Source organism: Shewanella sp. NIFS-20-20 (assembly GCF_019209865.1).
Lineage (GTDB): Bacteria > Pseudomonadota > Gammaproteobacteria > Enterobacterales > Shewanellaceae > Shewanella.
This window is the reverse complement of sequence record NZ_JAHUTT010000019.1, coordinates 1-20,129: the sequence shown is the minus strand read 5'-3', so window position 1 is coordinate 20,129 and position 20,129 is coordinate 1. Positions and strand designations below refer to the sequence as shown.

Genomic DNA, 20,129 nt, shown 5'->3' with positions numbered 1-20,129 from the left:
CATAATTACATCTCGCCATGAATTTTAACCAAATAAAATCATTCCTGATGAAGATACTTCACCGAATTGGTTGAGGCTTATATACTAATAGGTTCAATCAGCGACTCTGGTACTTTTGGTGAAATGGTTTAAACGCGCACTCATTGCTTTTTTTAGCCTGGCATTACTCGGTATCGCAGCAATAATGGCTGCTTATTACTATGTATTACCAGATTTACCTGATGTCGCTACCCTTAAAACGGTACAACTACAAACACCGCTGCGTGTTTATAGCAGCGATGGCAAACTGATCTCTCAGTTTGGTGAGAAGCGCCGCATTCCGGTTGAACTCGATCAAGTACCACAACACCTAATTGAAGCCGTGCTGGCCACGGAAGATGCGCGTTTTTATGAACACAATGGTATCGATCCTGTCGGCATCGTTCGCGCCGCCGTCGTCTTAATTACAACCGGCCAAAAAAAGCAGGGCGCCAGTACCATCACCATGCAGGTTGCCCGCAATTTCTTTTTGACCAGCGACAAAACCTATATCCGTAAAGTCAAAGAAATCTTTATCGCTCTGCATATTGAGCAATTGCTAACTAAAGATGAAATTTTGTCCCTGTATCTCAACCGCATTTATTTAGGGCAACGCGCCTATGGGGTCGGTGCCGCCGCGCAAGTGTATTATGGGGAAGATTTATCGGCCTTGACCTTGGCTCAACAGGCCATGATTGCCGGCCTGCCAAAAGCTCCTTCGTCGATGAACCCCATCAGCTCGCCTATCCGCGCCAAAGCCCGCCGTAATGTGGTGCTAGGACGTATGCTGGAGGTAGGTTACATCACTCTAGCCGAGTATCAACAAGCCAAAGACGCGCCGATCACGGCGAAATATCATGGTGCTGAAATCGATCTTTATGCCCCTTATATCTCCGAAATGGTACGTGACTATATGGTGCAGAAATACGGTGAAGAACAGGCCTATACCAGTGGCTTTGATGTCTACACCACCATAGATTCCAAACTACAGCTCATGGCACAGCAAGCGCTGCGTAATAATGTGTTTGCCTATGATGAACGCCATGGCTATCGCGGCCCAACGGCCGTGTTGTGGCCCGCCGATGGCGCACCGCTTGATCAAGCCGCCATACTCAACGCCTTAAAGGGCACTGAAGCCTTACCAGATTTCATGCCTGCGGCAGTAATAAAGATTGAAAAACAAAGTGCTGAAGTGCTTACTCAGACAGGCCAGCTGATAAATATCCCATGGCAAGGGCTACGTTGGGCTCGCACCTTTATCAATGATAAACGCCAAGGTAAGCCGCCAAAAACCGCGGCCGAGATCCTCAGTGTCGGCCAGCAAATTTGGATCCGATCACAGGGCGATTACTGGCAACTATCACAAATTCCGCAAGTGTCGAGCGCCATTGTGACCCTGCGCCCAACTGATGGTGCCATATTAACCTTAGTGGGCGGCTTTGACTTTAAACACAGCCAATATAATCGCGTGACTCAAGCGAAACGTCAGCTGGGTTCTAACATTAAACCGTTTATTTATTCGGCGGCATTAGAGCAAGGTTACACCCTGGCGACCTTAATCAACAATGCCCCCATTAATGAGCCTGATATTCGTCAAGGTATCGCGTGGCGCCCGAAAAATTCGCCCGACGTCTATGGCGGTCCGACCCGATTACGAATTGGCTTAGCGCAATCAATTAACGTGATGTCGGTGCGTACTATGCGTCATGTGGGTCTAGATAACACCATCAACAAGCTGACAGAGTTTGGCTTTGACCCTGCAGATTTACCACGTAACGAATCGATCGCTTTAGGTTCGCCGTCGGTCACCCCGCTGCAGGTCGCCACTGCATTTGCCAGCTTTGATAATGGCGGTTTCTTGGTTGAACCTTATTACATCAAACGCGTGCAATCTGCCACTGGCGAGTTACTGGAACAATCAAACCCGACGTTAGCCTGCCTGCAAGACGACTCTACTGCGGCAAATACAGCTGATGACTTAGCGGCTGATATGGCTATCGATATGACGCAGACCACCCACACAGATAGCCTAAGTACGCAAGACACTGTGATGACGGCCAACCAAGCTGAGCAGCAGAGCAGCCCGTTAGCCCAATGTCATAGCCCAGCGGCGCGTCATGCCAAACGAGTTATTTCTGAGCAAACCGCGTTCTTAATTTCAGATGCCCTTAAAAGCGTGATTTGGGGTGGCGGCAGTTGGAGCCACAAAACCGGCTGGAACGGTACGGCATGGCGTGCGGCTAAAACCATAAAACGACATGATATTGCGGGTAAAACAGGGACGACCAATGAATCCCGTGATACCTGGTTTAGTGGTTTTGGTCCTGGGATGGCGACCACCATTTGGGTTGGTTTTGATGATCACTCCCGCGAACTCGGCCGCACCGCTTGGGATCCTACCGGCGCACCAGATCAAATTTCTGGGGCTGAGGCAGGCGCTAAAACCGCCGGTCCAGGTTGGAATGAGTTCATGAAACACGCCCTTGATGGCGTACCAGAACACCCCGCGCAGCCCCCTGCCGGCGTGGTCTCCGTCCGCATCGATAGAGCAACGGGTAAGCTGACCCATAAAACAGATCACACCAGCCGCTTTGAATACTTCACCGCGGGGAGTGAGCCGACTGAATATGTGAGTGAACAAACCGATAACACCGACCTCTTTGACAACACTCCCACAGAGGATCTGTTTCAGTAGGTTACCCGCCAGTCAGTGTTGATTGACTGGCATACGCGTTAACATCAGGAAAATACGACATCATGATGATTTTTTTATCCATCTTAGGTGGATTTATTATTTTAACTATTGGGGCGGAAGCCATGGTCCGTGGCGCCAGTGCCGTGGCGTTGCGTTTAGGCATTACTCCCTTAGTGATTGGATTAACCATTGTCGCCTTTGGCACCAGTGCGCCAGAATTGGCGGTCAGCGTTAAATCTGCCCTCGCGGGTAATTCAGGCATCGCACTGGGCAACGTGATCGGCTCTAACATTGCCAACATAGGATTAATCTTGGCATTAACCGCGTTGATCCGCCCAATCAAGGTGCAATCGCAAATGGTCAAGCGCGATATTCCCTTGATGATTGCCGCCAGCCTCTTGTTCTGGGTGTTACTGCTAGATGGTGAGCTTTCACGCTTAGATGGTGCCTTGCTGCTCGGCTTATTGTTCGCTTATTTAGGTTACAGCTACATAGATTCTAAAAACAGCAATGAAGAAGTTGACCTAGATACTTCGCCACAAGCCCCTTGGTTATCGGCACTGCTCATTATTGCGGGGATTGCCATGCTTATTGGTGGCGGCATCTTATTTGTCGATGGTGCAGTTGCATTAGCGCGTAACTTTGGGATCAGCGAAGTCATTATTGGCTTAACTGTGGTGGCCATTGGTACCAGTATGCCTGAGTTAGTAACCTCAATGTTGGCGGCAATTAAGGGCCAAAGCGATATCGCTATTGGCAACGTGGTTGGCTCTAACTTATTTAACGTGTTAGGTATTTTAGGTATCACCGCCATCGTGCATCCAGTTTCTGCCGCGGGATTACAATCCCTCGATTTTATTGTGATGCTGGCCTTAGCCGCCGCGTTATTACCTTTTGCTTATACCGGCCTGCGAGTCGGTCGCCGCGAAGGTGCCATCTTATTAGTTAGCTACCTTGGTTATATGGCGTATTTAATTAATCAAGCAGGGCTTTAATCTGTAAGGGGACAAATGTCAGTCAAGCGCACTGACATTTGTCCCTGTGCTAGGATTATAACCATAGTCAAACCCACGATAAGCCCGCTCTCCCCAACTTTTCCGCCGCCAGCGCCGCCCTATTACCTCCGGTTATCGACACCCCTGCGGCGCGACAACACGCCACTCTTTGTGTCACTTGACCGCCCAGCAACCAGACTATAGCCACCACACTACGTCAATTATTGCCTAACGCTCAGACTCTGTTAGTATATGTATAAATTCACAGTGATTGGGTACTAACGCGTTGCCGCAATTGGATCTAATGGCAATTACCGAGCTAAAAGGTGTTGCCACCAAAATGGCTGAAAAGCTCAATAAATTAGGTATTCACACTGTTCAGGATCTGCTGTTCCATCTGCCCCTGCGCTATGAAGATAGGACCCGTATCTACCCCATCGTCCAGCTCTTACCTGGGGATCACGGCACTTTAGAAGCCGAAATTATCTCGACTCAGGTAATCCAAGGCCGTAAACGCATGTTGGTTTGTCAGGTGCAAGATTCCAGCGGCAGTGCGACCTTAAGATTTTTTAACTTTAGCGCTGCCCAACGTAACAGCATGCAAAATGGCATGCTGATCCGCGCGTATGGCGAAATCCGTCGCGGCCAGCACCAACTTGAAATGGTCCACCCCGAGTACAAGCTGGTGCACGCTGGGGAAGAATTTGTTGCCGAGGCAACCTTAACGCCAATATATCCCACCACCGAAGGCTTAAAACAAACCAGTTGGAAAAAACTCACCAGTCAAGCATTAACGCTATTGAGTGACGGCAACTTGCCAGAATTATTACCCGAACCTTTACGCCCCAATCAACTGCAACTCCGCGAAGCATTAAGGGTATTACATCGTCCGCCTGCGGATGTGGCACTGTGGCAATTAGAACAAGGTCAACATCCTGCCCAACAACGATTAATTCAAGAAGAGCTGCTGGCCCACAATCTATCGATGTTGCAATTGCGACAACGCAGCAATCGCGACCACGCCATCGCCATGGCCGATGCCAGCGACTTGATCCAAGCATTTCTGTGTCAACTGCCATTTACGCCCACCGGCGCTCAACAGCGGGTAGTGGCCGATATTCATCATGATATGCAACTAAGCCATCCGATGATGCGCTTAGTGCAAGGCGATGTTGGCTCTGGTAAAACCTTAGTGGCAGCGTTAGCGGCTCTCAAAGCCATTGCCAATGGCTTTCAGGTGGCATTGATGGCGCCGACGGAATTATTGGCCGAACAACACGCCAACAACTTTGCCGAGTGGTTTGCGCCCTTAGGTATTCAAGTGGGCTGGCTCGCGGGTAAACTCAAAGGCAAGGCCAGAGCCACCAGTCTTGAGCATATCGCCAGTGGTGAGGCACAAATGGTGGTCGGTACTCATGCTATTTTCCAAGAGCAAGTGCAGTTCAAACATCTGGCCTTAGTGATTATCGATGAACAACACCGCTTTGGGGTACATCAACGCTTAGGTTTACGTGAAAAAGGGCGGCATCAAGGTTTTTACCCACACCAGCTCATCATGACAGCCACCCCTATCCCTCGCACGTTGGCAATGACAGCCTATGCCGATCTCGACACCTCAATCATCGATGAATTACCGCCGGGACGCACACCGATCACAACTGTGGCCGTGGCCGATAGTCGCCGCCACGAAGTTATTGAGCGCGTCAAACAAGCGGCAGTTAACGACAAGCGTCAAGCTTATTGGGTCTGCACCTTAATTGAAGAATCGGAAGTGCTCGAATGCCAAGCGGCCGAAGATACGGCGACTGAGCTACAATTAATGCTGCCTCAATTAGCCATTGGTTTGGTGCATGGTCGAATGAAAAGCGCCGAGAAGCAGCAGGTTATGGACGACTTTAAAACGGGAAAGATTGATTTATTGGTGGCCACTACCGTGATTGAAGTCGGGGTGGATGTCCCCAATGCCAGCTTGATGATCATTGATAACCCCGAACGTCTAGGGCTGGCACAGTTGCACCAACTTCGAGGGCGAGTGGGTCGTGGCGCCGTCGCCAGTCATTGCGTGTTGCTATATAAAACCCCTTTATCAGCGACTGCCACTAAACGACTGGGCGTCTTACGCCAAAGTAACGATGGCTTTGTGATTGCTCAGAAAGATTTAGAGATCAGGGGGCCTGGCGAAGTACTCGGTACCAAGCAAACCGGTTTAGCCGATCTTAAAGTGGCCGATCTTGTGAGAGATCAAGCGCTTATTCCCCATATCCAGAAGCTGGCTCAACATGTGATGCAGCAAGCACCCGACCAAGTTGACGCCATTATCAGTCGCTGGCTAGGTCAGCGCACTCAATTCATTCAGGCGTGATAAGATATAGTTACTCTGGACTTTTTGTTTGCCATACTGGACTTTAGTCGGTGTTTTGGCAGAATAAATCCAGCCTCGACAAGTGCTGTACTTGCCAACCATGAGTATTAGGCCAACGCTGGCCGTAGTGAAGGATATAGTATGCAAGCCGATCAAGAAGATAGAATCCAAGCGCAACAATCCACCAAGAGTAGCAATACCATGGCGCTATGGGGATTAATTGCCGTAATTGCCATTGCCGCTGGCGGGTATTTTTATTTCTCGCCTAAAGAGCAAGTGGTCAATATCGAACCCATAGCCACGCCCGTGATACCAGAACCCGTTGAGGTGCTGGAGGTTGAGCCGGTCGCCACAACGCCGGCAGAACAACCGAACCCAGTCGATATTGTCATCCCAACCCCCACTGAACCTGCGCCTGTCGTTGAAGCGCTGCCAAGCTTAGAAAACAGTGATGAGTTAATTGAACAAAAAGCCCAAAGCTTAACCCAGGCCACTGCCATAGCGCCGTTACTCGTCACTCAAGATATGGCTCGCCAATTTGTGGTGTTTGTCGATAACCTTGCCCAAGGTCAATTGGCTCGTAACCAAGCGCCATTTAACGGTCCTAAAGAGCATTTTAGTGCCAGTGATATTACCGACAAAATTTACCTTAACCCTGATAGCTATCAAAGATACGATCTCTACGCCAACGCGCTATCTCAGTTGGATGAGCAGCAATTACTTGCCACTTATCAACAATTAAGCCCTATCTTAGATCAAGCGTTCGCGGAGCTTGGTTATCAGGATATAAGCTTTAATGGCCGTCTAGAGGAAGCGATTGATGAATTGTTAGCGGCGCCGATAATAGAAACGCCGATTGAGCTAACGTCAGTGAGTGTTAATTATAAATTTGCCGATCCTAAGTTAGAGGCTCTGCCGGCCGCGCAAAAACTCATGATCCGCATGGGTCCAGAAAATGCAGCTAAAGTTAAACAAGCGCTGCGTCAACTCAAGCAAGCCCTCAAGCAAGCGCAATAATTTGCATCAAGCGTTTGTCGCCACCGGCCAAGCCGGTGGCGAAAATAAAACCACAATTAGCTTGATCACCACAATTCATTAGAATAATCTTGTAAAGAATTTTTTAATGGATGGTGCAATATGAACATGAATGATGTGATAGTCACTAAGACCCCCCTTCGCCAATGCCAACAGCTTATTGACGATGGCGCCCTGCTAATCGACGTTCGTAATCCGCAAGAATTTACCAGCGGCCACCTTGAAAATGCGCTGAATATTCCATTAGATCAGTTACCGCAATGGCTTACTGAGCAACCAACATCGCAGGCGATGGTGCTGTATTGCGGCATCGGAAAGCGGGCGCAAATGGGCTGCAACTTATTAGCCCAAGCCGGCTTTACTGCCGTCTATAATGGTGGTGCCGCGCAGGATCTTAGCGCACTAAAGTAATAGGCGGGGCTGATAAACCCCGCTACCAATTTAGTTCTAATCGCGGCCAAGGTCGTCACAAATATCAATACCGCGAAACGTCTGCAACCAATAACAATTGCCGTTTATGCCGAGATTAGCTTCGCGGCTGCCGACGATGGGCATGTTTAACTGGTCAATTGGAACGTCACTGGGCCATCATTGACCAGGGCCACTTGCATATCGGCGGCAAACTGACCCGTTTCGACCTTAACCCCCAACTGGCGGCAATATTCGACAAATGCCTGATAGAGCTCTAAGGCAAGCACCGGCGTGCCAGCGCCAGAGAAACTGGGGCGTAAACCCCGACTGGTGTCTGCCGCCAAGGTAAATTGAGACACCACCAAAAGTTGTCCGCCGACCTGCTGCAGGTTAAGGTTCATTTTGCCTTGCTCATCGGCAAACACTCGATAATTGACCACCTTATCGGCCAATTTTTTCATGCTGTCTAACGTGTCGGCTTGCTCAACGCCGAGCAGCACCAGTAACCCCTGGTCAATTTGACCTATCACATGACCCGCGACGGTCACGCTGGCCGAGCTGACCCTTTGAATTAACCCTATCATAGCCACTCCCTAAAAAGCCTTATTCTAAGGGGCAAAAGGTGATGATGAAAGTCTTGATAGGGCCTGAGTCATCGCAGTACTGATAACCTCAAGCATTGGCGGGCTATTGATTGCGTGGTAGGAGCCGTTAACGACTATCAATTCGCGCGGGCGGGGCTCTCCCCTTTGCGCAAGCCATGCCTTAACCGTCGCTGGCGGGCACACATAGTCGAGCTCACCTTGAATCATGCAAAGGTTAGTTGGCCAAAAACGCAACAGGTTGTCTAACATCAACATGCTATTAAAGTAGCCATTGGCCGCAAAATGCACCTGAATTTTAGCCAGTGCCAGCTGCTCCATCGATAGCGGCGGTTCGGTTACGAGTGCACATGGCATGGCTAGCTGCATTTCCCAATCTAACCAACGTTGGGCGAGTCGCGGCCACTCCTGGCCGGCCAAGCCAGTGGCAAAATCGGCTAACAGGCAGTCAAGCTCCAGACCGGCGGGGTTGAACTGCTGGTATTGTGCTGGGAATAAATGGGCGGCACCTTGCGGACCATAAAGCCACTGGCAACCTGGGGTCGGAATAAACAAGCCCCAGACCACGCATCCACTCACTCGCTGCGGATATAGGCTGGCATAACACAAGGCTAACGTTGCCCCAAAAGAGCCGCCGAACACACACCATTGCTCGATACCTAACGTGGTGCGTAATTGTTCAATATCGCCCAATAGGCCATGAAGATGGTTGTGAGCAAGCCCCCCTAAAGGCCGAGAGCGACCACAGCCACGCTGATCGACCAGATAGACACACGCATCAAGCTGGGCGATTAAGGCTAAATCTGCCGCCTGAATCCCCGCACCGGGCCCGCCATGGAGATAGAGCACCGGCGGCGCCGTTAGGCGGCCGTAACAACGCACATAAATAGCATGGCCGTTACCGACAGCTAAGTGCCGCCGACCGAGTGACTTTAATGTCACTCGTTATCAAGCACCGCCTGAGTTTTGCTAACAAACTCAGGTAATGCCGCCGTGATCACTGCGCCAAATAATACGATCATCCAACTCAAATAGACCCAGACAAATAAAATAGGGATGGTCGCCAGCGCACCATAAATCGCTTCATAAGAAGGAAATTGGGCTAAATAGAGGGTAAAGATTTTTTTACTGGCTTCAAACAATAAGGCGGCCACGATCGCACCACACAGTGCGTGTAAAAACTTCACTCGAGTGTTAGGTACTACGGTATATAACAACAAAAATGCCGCCACCGAAAACAAAAAGGGCAAACGCGCAATAATTTCATTAGTCACCGTGGTTAAATGCGGTTCATCAAATAACCGTATCGATGCTAAGTAAGACGATGCAACAATACTGCCGCCCATTAATACCGGCCCTAAAGTAAGCACCATCCAATACATGGAAAATGATACCACCAGGGGCCGCATCTCCGAGGTCTCCCAAATGGAATTGAGCGATTTATCAATGGCGGAAATCAATAACAATGCCACCACGACCAAGGCAACAATGCCCATGGCGGTTCCTTGGGATGCATTGCTGACAAATTGATTGATATACACTTGCACCGTATCGCCAGCGGCAGGTAAAAAATTGTTGTACACAAAGTTTTCAATGGCTTTGCGAATACCTTGAAACACGGGAAACACAGATAACATCGACATGGTAACCGCGACTAATGGCACCAAGGACAACAAGGTTACATAAGCCAAGTGACCCGCTCGAATGTTAATTTGTTCCTTTAATAGACGTTGAAATAAAAATAGTAAAAACTGCCATAAACTCGAGGCCAGTATTTTAACTTTAGATAATTTAAGGTGTTTATACATGAAAAATACCAGATAACCATCAGCAAATAGGCTTGCAAGCTAACCATACTGCTTACAACAGTTCATTTACAAGTGTTATTCTGTTCGTTAAACCCTGTTCTAGCTAAAAACAAGACTTAGTCTTATGCTAGCATTTGTATTTCAACGCTAGTTAACCTCTACACGAGATTACTATTAGGGAGTTACCATGTCTCAACAAGGTTCCGCTGGGAATGTCATCGCCGCCATTGCTAGCTTCTTTATCCCAGGTTTAGGGCAATTAGTGCAAGGCCGCATTTTAGCCGCGTTATTATTCTTTATTTTTAGCGCAGGGTTTTACGCCATGTCTTGGTTGATCTTTCCGCTCATTATTGCCATTCCGGTCCACATCTGGAGCATCATTGATGCAGCGTTATTTAAAGCTGATTGAAAGGATAAACAATGAATTTTCGATTGATTGCATTCAGTCTAGTGACTGCCATGAGCTTGGCTGGCTGCCAAAGCGCCTATTACGGCGCCATGGAAAAGGTTGGCTATCATAAGCGTGACATTATGGTGGATAGGGTTGAGGCTGCCACTGAAGCCCAAGAAGAAGCCAAACAGGAATTCTCTAGTGCGCTCGAAGAAATGCAGAGCCTGATCCTCCATGACGGTGGCGATCTGCAGCGCGCTTATGAAAATGCCAGTGACGAATACGAATCCGCCCAAAGCGCGGCAGACGAAGTTACAGATCGCATCAATAAAGTGGAAGATGTTGCCGAGGCGTTATTTGATGAGTGGCAAACTGAAATCGGTGAAATAAGCAAAGCCAGCTTACGCCGAGCCAGTGAATCCAAACTTCGAGCCACCCGTCAGCATTATCAGCAAATGCTGCGCAGCATGCGCCGCGCAGAAGCGAAAATGCAACCCGTGCTAACCACGATGAAAGACAATATGCTCTACCTTAAACATAACCTCAATGCTCAGGCTATCGGCGCCATCAAAGGCGAGTTCAGTCGCTTACAGGCAGATATCTCGGGCCTGATTTCTGACATGAATGCGTCCATTGCCGCGTCAAATCAGTTCATTAGTAATATGAAACCATAAGCCCAATCGGCCCCAACGCTAACAAGATCACCACAGCGCTACACGACGCAGTGGTGATCTTGTTAGCGTTTTTTTAAATTTAGCGATTTAAAATCAGAGCAGTTCCACAAAACGCGCTCGCCTTTGCAACCTCAATCCGACTCAAGAGTCACAATAGCATTGTGTCTTCTAAATCTTAAATTTTATGAGTGTGATTGAATCTCTAACCATCATGTTGGCATTAGCCTATATAGGCTCACAACTGGCCTTTAGTGGGCGCCAATATGGCGCTTGGGCAACAGCTGCATTAGCCGTTACCAGCGTCATCATTAGCTTGAGTATGACGCTACTACTCAGCTTACTTATCGCGGCAGCGAGCTTGTTAGTGATCAAGTTTGCGAAACCAGAATGGCTCACCAGCGAAGTCAGGATTAACCCGCTGCGAAAGGCCATTCAGCACCTATTATGCCTATCGTTGCTTCTCGTCGCATTGCAGTACAGCGTTCATTTATGGCAACTGAGCCAAGGAATTGAGCCTTGGCTAGCCCGGCCTAATGTGGTCGATGCTTTTCTGCCCATTGCGGCCGGCATTCAATTAAGAACCTTCATTGAGCATCACGCTCTAGATGTTCACCACCCTGCCGCCCTCGTCATGTTAGTCAGCGTGTTATTGACAGGGCTCATCTGCAAGCGAGCATTCTGCGGCTGGGCCTGCCCATTGGGACTGGCTGGTGAGTATCTCTATCAATTACGCAAACGGGCATTTCCACGCGATTACACTGCTCCAGCTTGGATTGACTGGCCTTTGCGCATGGCCAAATACCTGCTACTTACGGCGCTCTTGTATATCGTGGTGTTAGGCCTCCCCTCCATAGCGCTGCCCAACTACCTTGCCAGCGGTTATCACAAGATGGCCGATGTCAAAATGGCATATTTCTTTTTACAGCCCACCACAGTGGGCTTACTGGTGATGTCTGCCATCTTGCTCATTGCCTTATGGCGCCGCCAAGGCTTTTGCCGCTATATATGCCCCTATGGCGCCTTGTTAGGCATTGTCAGTGTTTTCAGCCTATTAAAAGTTAGGCGTCAACCAATGCTTTGCCTTAACAGTCAAGGCTTGTCTTGCGATAAATGCAGCCGTGCTTGCCCTGCCAATATTGCCGTACATCGCCTGCAAACAGTGCATAGCGATGAATGCCAAGCCTGCCTGCGCTGCGTGGCGGCATGCCCGAAAAAGCAAGCGTTAGGGTTGAGATGGTTCAACGGCTCACGCTTATCACACCGCGGCCTAGGGATGTTATTACTGACATTATTGCTGGTGGTGCCCTTGCTGGCGTTATTGGCTGGTGTCTGGAACAGCCAAACCCCCATTGAGTTAAGAATGTATCTACTATCGTTTATCGACCAGCTTGGCATCTAGAAGCCAGTGTTGCTAACAAAAAGCCCCGCCTAGTTACCTAGGCGGGGCTTTTGCTGAACCACTCGATTAGCGAGTGACGATATTAACCGCGGCTAGCGCGCTTACGATCGTTTTCAGTCAAGTGACGCTTACGTACACGCACACTCTTAGGAGTTACTTCAACCAATTCATCATCATCGATGAACTCAAGCGCTTGCTCCAAGCTCATCAGGATGGGTGGAGTCAGTACTTGAGCTTCGTCAGTACCAGAGGCACGCATGTTGGTCAGCTGCTTACCTTTCAGACAGTTAACTGTCAGGTCGTTAGAGCGGCTGTGAATACCAACAACTTGGCCTTCGTAAACTTCGGCCGCGTGGCCAATAAACAAACGACCACGGTCTTGCAGACCGTACAGAGCGAATGTCAGTGCCTTACCAGTCGCATTAGAAATCAATACACCGTTAGCGCGTTGACCAATATCACCGCCCTTGTGTGGACCGTAATGATCAAAGCTATGGTACAGCAGACCAGTACCAGAGGTGGCGGTCATAAATTCAGTTTGGAAACCGATTAAGCCACGGCTTGGGATAACGAAGTCGATACGCACACGACCCTTGCCATCCAACTGCATGTCTTTCATGTCAGCTTTACGGGTACCCAGCTTCTCGATCACGCTACCTTGATGCTCTTCTTCCACGTCAACAGTTAAGTTTTCGTAAGGTTCGCATTTAACGCCATCGATATCCTTGATGATTACTTCAGGACGTGACACGGCTAATTCATAACCTTCACGACGCATGTTTTCAATCAAGATAGATAAGTGCAGTTCACCACGGCCAGACACGCGGAAACGATCTGGGCTATCGGTTTCTTCAACACGCAATGCCACGTTGTGGACTAATTCTTGTTGCAGACGCTCAAGAATGTTACGTGAAGTCACATACTTACCTTCTTTACCAGCAAACGGAGAGGTGTTTACTTGGAAAGTCATGGTCAGAGTAGGCTCATCGACAGACAAAGGTGGCATAGCTTCAACAGAACCCGCTGCACACACAGTATCAGAAATCTTCAGTTCGCCTAAACCGGTAATCGCCACGATGTCACCAGCGTTAGCCACGTCAACTTCATGACGTTCCAGACCCATGTAACCTAATACTTGGCCCATTTTACCGTTACGGGTTTTGCCATCAGCACCAATCACAGTGACCTGTTGGTTGGTTTTGATGCTACCACGCTTGATACGACCGATACCGATAACACCAACGTATGAGTTGTAATCCAGCTGAGAAATCTGCATCTGGAATGGACCTTCACCATCGGCATCTGGCGGAGATACACGATCAACGATAGTCTGGAACAGTGGGGTCATGTTATCGCTAACTTCATCTGGATCTAAGGTCGCAAAACCGTTTAATGCAGAGGCATAAACCACTGGGAAGTCTAACTGCTCATCCGTGGCACCCAAGTTGTCGAACAAATCGAATACTTGATCGATAACCCAATCAGGACGCGCACCTGGACGGTCAATCTTGTTGATAACAACGATTGGCTTCAGGCCTTGAGCAAAGGCTTTCTGGGTTACGAAGCGAGTTTGTGGCATAGGACCGTCAACCGCATCAACCAGAAGTAATACTGAATCAACCATCGACAGAACACGCTCTACTTCACCACCGAAGTCGGCGTGACCAGGAGTGTCAACGATGTTAATACGGTAGTCATTCCATTTGATGGCAGTGTTCTTTGCCAGAATCGTGATCCCACGTTCTTTTTCCAGATCGTTGGAGTCCATTACTCGCTCAGTTGCTTCGCCACGAGTAGCCAGAGTGCCTGACTGACCCAGCAGCTTATCAACCAAGGTTGTTTTACCATGGTCAACGTGCGCAATGATTGCGATGTTACGTAATTTTTCTAGCACAGATAAAACCTCTTACCATCAAAAAGCATTAAGGGTATTCGCCACCGCTACACAGTATAGTGGTTGCAATAAAAAGTGGGACATTCTACTCTACCAGAGCCTTATCGCACAGGATTATTTTTTGGCCGTTTATGGAAGCCTTTGCCAAACACGCGTTAACACCCCGCCCGCACCATTTTGGTGAAATCGTTTTGCTTTGCCCCAAAATAAGCCATCGGCTGCACTATTTTGGTTCAACTTCCGTTCCTGTGCGCACACCAGACCAAGGCAACCCCTTAACATACAATAACTTAAATAATTGGCACGACTTTAGCTATAAGAAAACTAAACCGTGTCGCCGGCTATTTTTGGCAGACAATAATAATCGAATAGGTCAGCGATTGACCCTACCGGAGGCTTGAACAATGTCGTACGAAGCAGTTTTACAACAATTAGCAGAACATGAAGTAAAATTTGTAGATTTACGTTTTACCGATACCAAAGGTAAAGAACAGCACGTATCGATCCCAACTCACCAGGTCGATGCTGACTTTTTTGAAGACGGTAAAATGTTCGACGGTTCCTCGATTACCGGTTGGAAAGGCATCAATGAGTCTGACATGGTATTAATGCCAGATCCTGATACCTTCTTATTAGATCCTTTCACTGAAGAAACCACTGCCCTGTTGCGCTGTGACATTTTAGAGCCAGGCACCATGCAAGGTTACAACCGCGATCCGCGCTCTATCGCCAAAAAAGCAGAAGAATATTTACGCGCCACCGGCATTGCTGACACCGTATTAGTCGGTCCTGAGCCAGAATTCTTCCTGTTTGACGATGTACGCTTCGGCACTGACATGTCAGGTTGTTTTGTTAAGATTGACGCCAAAGAAGCCGCTTGGAACTCTGGCACTAGCTACGAAGGTGGCAACACGGGTCATCGCCCTATGGTTAAAGGCGGTTACTTCCCAGTGGCGCCGGTTGACTCATCACAAGATTTACGTAGCGCCATGTGTTTGGTGCTGGAAGAAATGGGTCAAGTGGTTGAAGCGCATCACCATGAAGTCGCCACGGCCGGTCAAAACGAAATTGCCACCCGTTTTAATACCCTGACCAAGAAAGCTGACGAAATCCAAATCCTTAAGTATGTAGTTCATAATATGGCTCACGCTTATGGCAAGACCGCCACTTTCATGCCTAAGCCTATTGTTGGTGATAATGGCAGCGGTATGCATGTGCATCAGTCATTATCTAAAGATGGGGTTAACTTGTTCGCGGGTGACAAGTATGCAGGTCTCAGTGAAACTGCACTTTACTATATTGGCGGTATCATTAAGCATGCTCGCGCAATCAATGCGTTTACGAACCCAAGCACCAACTCTTACAAGCGCTTAGTGCCTCATTTTGAAGCCCCAGTCATGTTGGCCTATTCCGCTCGTAACCGCAGTGCTTCTATCCGTATCCCAGTGGTTCCAAGCCCGAAAGCGCGTCGAATCGAAGCACGCTTTCCTGATCCACATGCCAACCCATACTTAGGTTTCTCGGCCTTGTTGATGGCTGGTCTTGATGGTATTCAAAACAAAATTCACCCAGGCGAAGCCATGGATAAAGACTTGTATGATCTGCCTGCGGAAGAAGCCGCTGAGATCCCACAAGTGGCCACCTCACTGGAAGATGCATTAGCTCACTTAGATGCCGATCGCGAGTTCTTAACGCGTGGTGGTGTATTCACCAATGACTTTATCGACTCCTACATTACCCTGAAGACTGCCGAAGCCGAGCGCATATCACGCACCACTCACCCGCTTGAATTTGAAATGTATTACAGCCTGTAATCGACACTAACATACCGTGTTTACGCCCTGCTTTGCAGGGCGTTTTTACGGGTAAATAGTGGATGGTACCGCGATAGATTCACCGTAAAATTCAAAATGTTGGCTGATATCATTCACGACGGTCACTAATGATTGCCCTTGCTGATCGAGCACTAACTCGACACTGGCCTGGCGATCAATCCCCATTAATTGTTGACGTAAATCATCCCGACTAAATACTCGCACCCCATTCACTCGTTTTAAAATATCGCCGCGCTTGACCCCTGACTGCGCCGCAATCTCAGCGCTAACGCTCCCCACATACATGACATTAGGTAAATGAGCACGAAATAAGCCATGCATGTATTCTTGTTCGCTCAAACTGTCTTTGGCTTGTTGCCACAAGGCGCGGCGTTCATTAGCCAGTTGACCATCAATGGCCCAACCTTCCGCCAACGCTTGTTTTTGCAACGCCACATCGGCCATTTGAGTGCGTTTCACCATGGCAGCAGCCACTTGCTGACGCTGGCTAACAGGGTCCATGTCATTCATTGGCGCCACAGCTTGTGATTGACTCGCCAGTGGTCGCTCTCGATAGGTTTGCATATGCTCAGACATATTGCCGCTCAATCCCGCTTTGACCATACGTAATAGCCACTCAATCTCTTGCTGTTGCATACGGCTCTCTTGGCGCAATCGTAACAATTCACCCTCACCACTTGACTCAGCGCAAGGCGCTGCCAAGGAGGCTGGTTCATTAACATCCAATAGCTTAGCGGCCGTAAAACCTACGGCAATGGCGACTACATAGCGAATAACAGTCAACGATTTCATGCGCACGCCTCCAAGTAAGACACTGGAATAAACTAGCAATATGCCGAGTGAAAATAAAGCGAAGCCAGTAAATCATAATTAACTAAAACAATAACTTATAAATAAGCACTGGCGTTGCCATGCCAATCTGATGCAAAGCCTCAGTCCAGCCCCCCCCCTCCCCTGAGCACGCCATGATTCAGCGCTGACAGCCAGACAGCCTCGCAGCTACCTTGGCAACAAAACAGCAAGCTAATTAATAAAAACCTAATATTAACAATGAGATATGCGAAACAATTCGTTACATTTGCGCTAAACCTATTGGCGCTTGGTTTGCGGGCTATTTAAGCATAAATTCACAAATAGGCACTGGAATGCAACACTTCGTTTACAGTAAGCTATCTGTGATCATTATCACATTTTGGGAGGGGTTTTATGAATTTCATCAAAGCAAGTCTAAGTGCAGCCATCTTAATGGCACCATTATTTAGCTCGAATTTACTCGCTACCGAATTGGTCTGTAATGATTGCAATGCCAAGCAAATTCAGCAACAACTCGACGCGGCAACCATTCAGCCATCGGCACCTATTTTCGTGATTGATTTTGTTCAAGCGAAAGTCAGTAAATTTGATAGCCAAGGTCAACCGCTGACCGCCAGCCTCAGTGATATGCTTCACTTAAATCAAGTCTATGATTATCGCCGAACTTATCTGGTTGCCAATCAATAATACCTAACATCTTGCCACTGCAGAGCTAATGCACCGGTATCACCACGCCGCGAGTAAAGTTTAGTGAACTAGCATTCACTAAACTTTTTTGCGTGGCCGTTATTCTCACGACCACCCTGAGTGTATGGACTTAGCCACCTTGCCCTAAGCCTAACACTTAGCCCGTCTTTGTGAGTAAAGAGCATTGGTATTACAGGTTAAACCCGTTAGAGTATATTATTTGCACAAGCAGGTAACTCAAGGACGGCACGTGACCAAAACCAATCAAAGTATTCTGTTAAATGGCTCAACCATTGACGGTAAGCGCGCTGAGATAAAACGCTATTTCAACCACACATGGCAGCAATACCAAGCCCTGTTTGATCTCATTATTGATGATGAGGCTTACTTTATTAAAGCCGAACCCTTAAGACACCCGCTGATTTTTTATTATGGCCATACCGCCAGCTTTTATATCAATAAACTTAAGCTTGCCAGACTCATAGACTCGCGTCTCAACCCCGATTTGGAATCCATGTTCGCCATTGGTGTCGACGAAATGAGTTGGGATGACGTCGACAGCCAACATTATCAATGGCCGACCATCGCCGAGGTGAAGGCTTATCGCCAGCAAGTATGTGACTGCGTCAATCAAGTCATTGACCTGCTGGAATTGACGCTGCCCATTACTCCAGATAGCCCTGCTTGGTTAATTTTAATGGGCATTGAGCATGAGCGCATCCATTTAGAGACATCCTCCGTCATCATGCGCCAACTGCCGCTAGCCATGCTCAGTTGCGTCAATGATTGGGCGGCATGCGACAGCGTAGGCCCAGCCCCTTGTAACTCATTGCGCCGGCAAGCGGGGCAGAACATCACTCTTGGCAAATCCCCGCAGGATATGACTTATGGCTGGGATAATGAATATGGCCACCACCAACTCACAGTCGACGACTTTGAGGCGAGCCAATACTTAGTGAGTAACCAAGAATTCTTGGCCTTTGTTGACGCTGGGGGCTACCAAACCAAGCGTTGGTGGACCCCAGAGGGCCAGCAATGGCTGAGTTACACCCAAGCGCAACACCCCAGATTTTGGCGCCAGCATCAGGGGCAATGGTGGCAACGTAATCTCTGCCAAGAAATTCCCCTGCCCCTCAATTGGCCAGTGGAGGTCAACTACTTAGAAGCCAAAGCATTCTGTCATTATCTCAGTGAGGTTCGCCAAATCACGCTCCGCCTCCCCACCGAAGCCGAATGGTATTGTTTACGCCAACAGGTCAGCGGTGATAGCCAAGATTGGGATGAGATCCCGGCGAATCTTGGCTTGGCCCACTTCGCCTCATCTTGTCCAGTCAATCGATTTGAACACCATGGCTTCTTTGATGTAATAGGCAATGTCTGGCAATGGACCGAAACCACCATTAGCGGCTTTAACGGTTTTGAGGTGCATCCTATGTATGATGACTTCTCAACCCCGACCTTTGATGGCCGTCATAATCTGATCAAAGGGGGGAGTTGGATCTCGACCGGCAACGAGATGCAACAATCGAGTCGCTATGCGTTTCGCCGCCACTTCTATCAACACGCCGGCTTTCGATATGTTCGCTCGGCGCAAGCCTTGCCGACCACAGAGGTCACCAATATTTACGAAACCGATGAGCTCATCTCGCAATATTTAGAGTTTCATTATGGTGCCAGTCATTTCGGCGTCGACAATTTTTGTGTCAATGCCGTCGCGAGCTTTATGGCTGAGATTGAGCCCGCACGCACCCTCAAAGCACTTGATATTGGTTGCTCGGTAGGGCGAGCCAGTTTTGAATTGGCCAAACATTATCAACAAGTGGATGCCATTGATTTTTCTGCGCGATTTATCTCGCAAGCCGTTGAGCTCTGTCAGCACGGGCAAAAACGCTGGACCATCACCTCCGAAGGCGATTTACAAGAGTTCAAAAGCACCAGTCTCGCCCAGCTGGGCTACCAAGATTTAGTCGACCAGATCCATTTTATGCAAGGCGATGCCTGCAATCTCAAGCCAAGGTTTCACGGCTACGATTTGATTTATGCCGCCAACTTAATCGACCGCTTAGCCGACCCGAAGCAGTTTTTAACGGATATGCCATCACGGCTTAATAGTCATGGTTATTTGGTGATCTTATCGCCCTACACTTGGCTGGAGCAATACACAGAGAAACATCATTGGCTTGGTGGATTTAAACGTGATGGTGAGAGTTTCACCAGCCTTGATGGTCTCAATGAGGCGCTGCATCAGGACTTTGAATTGGTGGCGGTTAAGGACATTCCCTTTGTCATTAGAGAAACCAAGCGCAAGTTTCAACATACCATTAGTCAAATGAGTATTTGGCGCAAACGCCGCTAGAATCAGCACCAAAAAAAGCCCGCTATTGCGTAATGCCGATCAGTTAAGACAGATCGCTTGACGATCTCACTGAAAGGATCAAAATCCGATGACCCCTTGTCATCGGATTTTTTTATGCAACTTTCAGAAGCTTTGGCGCGTACTCATATCAATC

The 20,129-nt window shown here is 48.6% G+C and carries 16 protein-coding genes; 11 read left to right on the top strand and 5 right to left on the bottom strand.

From position 1 onward, the window contains the following. Window positions 1-118 precede the first annotated feature (118 nt). From KU855_RS08100 to KU855_RS08080, 5 genes are all read left to right on the top strand, one after another. Window positions 119-2,713 (top strand): PBP1A family penicillin-binding protein, encoded by a 2,595-nt coding sequence (locus KU855_RS08100; RefSeq protein ID WP_218529795.1) that lies wholly within the window; start codon window positions 119-121, stop codon window positions 2,711-2,713. A 62-nt stretch (window positions 2,714-2,775) separates the two neighbouring features. Then, on the top strand, window positions 2,776-3,708 hold the full coding sequence (locus tag KU855_RS08095) for a calcium/sodium antiporter (RefSeq protein WP_218529794.1): 933 nt from the start codon (window positions 2,776-2,778) through the stop codon (window positions 3,706-3,708). A 286-nt stretch (window positions 3,709-3,994) separates the two neighbouring features. Beyond that, on the top strand, window positions 3,995-6,070 hold the full coding sequence (recG, locus tag KU855_RS08090; RefSeq protein WP_218529793.1) for an ATP-dependent DNA helicase RecG: 2,076 nt from the start codon (window positions 3,995-3,997) through the stop codon (window positions 6,068-6,070). A 141-nt stretch (window positions 6,071-6,211) separates the two neighbouring features. Next, window positions 6,212-7,087, top strand: coding sequence for a DUF3014 domain-containing protein (locus KU855_RS08085; protein ID WP_218529792.1), 876 nt, complete (start codon window positions 6,212-6,214; stop codon window positions 7,085-7,087). Window positions 7,088-7,207: 120 nt separating this feature from the next. After that, window positions 7,208-7,516 carry a rhodanese-like domain-containing protein gene (locus KU855_RS08080; protein WP_218529791.1) on the top strand — a complete coding sequence of 103 codons (309 nt, stop codon included), beginning with the start codon at window positions 7,208-7,210 and terminating at the stop codon, window positions 7,514-7,516. 146 nt (window positions 7,517-7,662) lie between these two features. Here the strand turns inward: KU855_RS08080 and dtd are convergent, their stop codons facing one another. The 3 genes from dtd to KU855_RS08065 are packed head-to-tail and all read right to left on the bottom strand — an operon-like array spanning window position 7,663 to window position 9,926. Then, complete coding sequence (gene dtd, locus KU855_RS08075; protein ID WP_218529790.1) at window positions 7,663-8,100, bottom strand: D-aminoacyl-tRNA deacylase; 438 nt, start codon at window positions 8,098-8,100, stop codon at window positions 7,663-7,665. A 24-nt stretch (window positions 8,101-8,124) separates the two neighbouring features. Continuing rightward, a complete protein-coding gene (locus KU855_RS08070; protein ID WP_218529789.1) occupies window positions 8,125-9,060 on the bottom strand; it encodes an alpha/beta fold hydrolase in 936 nt (311 codons plus the stop codon). Then, window positions 9,057-9,926, bottom strand: a complete 870-nt coding sequence (locus KU855_RS08065; RefSeq protein ID WP_218529788.1) for a virulence factor BrkB family protein — start codon at window positions 9,924-9,926, stop codon at window positions 9,057-9,059. The genes KU855_RS08070 and KU855_RS08065 overlap by 4 nt, the downstream gene beginning before the upstream one ends. Before the next feature lie 187 nt (window positions 9,927-10,113). On the opposite strand from KU855_RS08065, the gene KU855_RS08060 reads away from it, so the two are divergent. From KU855_RS08060 to KU855_RS08050, 3 genes are all read left to right on the top strand, one after another. After that, window positions 10,114-10,335, top strand: coding sequence for a hypothetical protein (locus KU855_RS08060; RefSeq protein ID WP_218529787.1), 222 nt, complete (start codon window positions 10,114-10,116; stop codon window positions 10,333-10,335). A gap of 11 nt (window positions 10,336-10,346) precedes the next feature. Beyond that, on the top strand, window positions 10,347-10,991 hold the full coding sequence (locus KU855_RS08055; protein WP_218529786.1) for a DUF2959 domain-containing protein: 645 nt from the start codon (window positions 10,347-10,349) through the stop codon (window positions 10,989-10,991). Window positions 10,992-11,175: 184 nt separating this feature from the next. Then, the gene (locus KU855_RS08050) at window positions 11,176-12,390 is read left to right on the top strand and encodes a 4Fe-4S binding protein (RefSeq protein WP_218529785.1); all 1,215 of its coding nucleotides are present in this window, start codon (window positions 11,176-11,178) and stop codon (window positions 12,388-12,390) included. An 82-nt stretch (window positions 12,391-12,472) separates the two neighbouring features. On the opposite strand, the gene typA is transcribed toward KU855_RS08050, so the two are convergent. Further along, entirely contained in the window at window positions 12,473-14,284 is a 1,812-nt protein-coding gene (gene typA / locus KU855_RS08045; protein ID WP_218529784.1) for a translational GTPase TypA, read from the bottom strand. Window positions 14,285-14,688: 404 nt separating this feature from the next. Between typA and glnA the strand changes: the two genes are divergently transcribed. Further along, the gene (glnA, locus tag KU855_RS08040) at window positions 14,689-16,098 is read left to right on the top strand and encodes a glutamate--ammonia ligase (RefSeq protein ID WP_218529783.1); all 1,410 of its coding nucleotides are present in this window, start codon (window positions 14,689-14,691) and stop codon (window positions 16,096-16,098) included. A 45-nt stretch (window positions 16,099-16,143) separates the two neighbouring features. Here the strand turns inward: glnA and KU855_RS08035 are convergent, their stop codons facing one another. Further along, on the bottom strand, window positions 16,144-16,911 hold the full coding sequence (locus KU855_RS08035; RefSeq protein ID WP_218529782.1) for a hypothetical protein: 768 nt from the start codon (window positions 16,909-16,911) through the stop codon (window positions 16,144-16,146). A gap of 414 nt (window positions 16,912-17,325) precedes the next feature. Here KU855_RS08035 and KU855_RS08030 point away from each other — a divergent pair, with 414 nt between their 5' ends. Both KU855_RS08030 and ovoA read left to right on the top strand, forming a co-directional pair. Then, the gene (locus KU855_RS08030; protein WP_218529781.1) at window positions 17,326-17,619 is read left to right on the top strand and encodes a hypothetical protein; all 294 of its coding nucleotides are present in this window, start codon (window positions 17,326-17,328) and stop codon (window positions 17,617-17,619) included. 250 nt (window positions 17,620-17,869) lie between these two features. Next, the gene (gene ovoA / locus KU855_RS08025; RefSeq protein ID WP_371316334.1) at window positions 17,870-19,975 is read left to right on the top strand and encodes a 5-histidylcysteine sulfoxide synthase; all 2,106 of its coding nucleotides are present in this window, start codon (window positions 17,870-17,872) and stop codon (window positions 19,973-19,975) included. Window positions 19,976-20,129 lie beyond the last annotated feature (154 nt).

What these genes read in the sequence shown, in the direction of transcription:
- KU855_RS08095 (WP_218529794.1), top strand. Translation starts at nt 2,776, where the DNA reads ATGATGATTTTTTTATCCATCTTAGGTGGATTTATTATTTTAACTATT.
- KU855_RS08085 (WP_218529792.1), top strand. Translation starts at nt 6,212, where the DNA reads ATGCAAGCCGATCAAGAAGATAGAATCCAAGCGCAACAATCCACCAAG.
- KU855_RS08080 (WP_218529791.1), top strand. Translation starts at nt 7,208, where the DNA reads ATGAACATGAATGATGTGATAGTCACTAAGACCCCCCTTCGCCAATGC.
- dtd (WP_218529790.1), bottom strand. Translation starts at nt 8,100, where the DNA reads ATGATAGGGTTAATTCAAAGGGTCAGCTCGGCCAGCGTGACCGTCGCG.
- KU855_RS08065 (WP_218529788.1), bottom strand. Translation starts at nt 9,926, where the DNA reads ATGTATAAACACCTTAAATTATCTAAAGTTAAAATACTGGCCTCGAGT.
- KU855_RS08060 (WP_218529787.1), top strand. Translation starts at nt 10,114, where the DNA reads ATGTCTCAACAAGGTTCCGCTGGGAATGTCATCGCCGCCATTGCTAGC.
- KU855_RS08055 (WP_218529786.1), top strand. Translation starts at nt 10,347, where the DNA reads ATGAATTTTCGATTGATTGCATTCAGTCTAGTGACTGCCATGAGCTTG.
- KU855_RS08050 (WP_218529785.1), top strand. Translation starts at nt 11,176, where the DNA reads ATGAGTGTGATTGAATCTCTAACCATCATGTTGGCATTAGCCTATATA.
- glnA (WP_218529783.1), top strand. Translation starts at nt 14,689, where the DNA reads ATGTCGTACGAAGCAGTTTTACAACAATTAGCAGAACATGAAGTAAAA.
- KU855_RS08035 (WP_218529782.1), bottom strand. Translation starts at nt 16,911, where the DNA reads ATGAAATCGTTGACTGTTATTCGCTATGTAGTCGCCATTGCCGTAGGT.
- KU855_RS08030 (WP_218529781.1), top strand. Translation starts at nt 17,326, where the DNA reads ATGAATTTCATCAAAGCAAGTCTAAGTGCAGCCATCTTAATGGCACCA.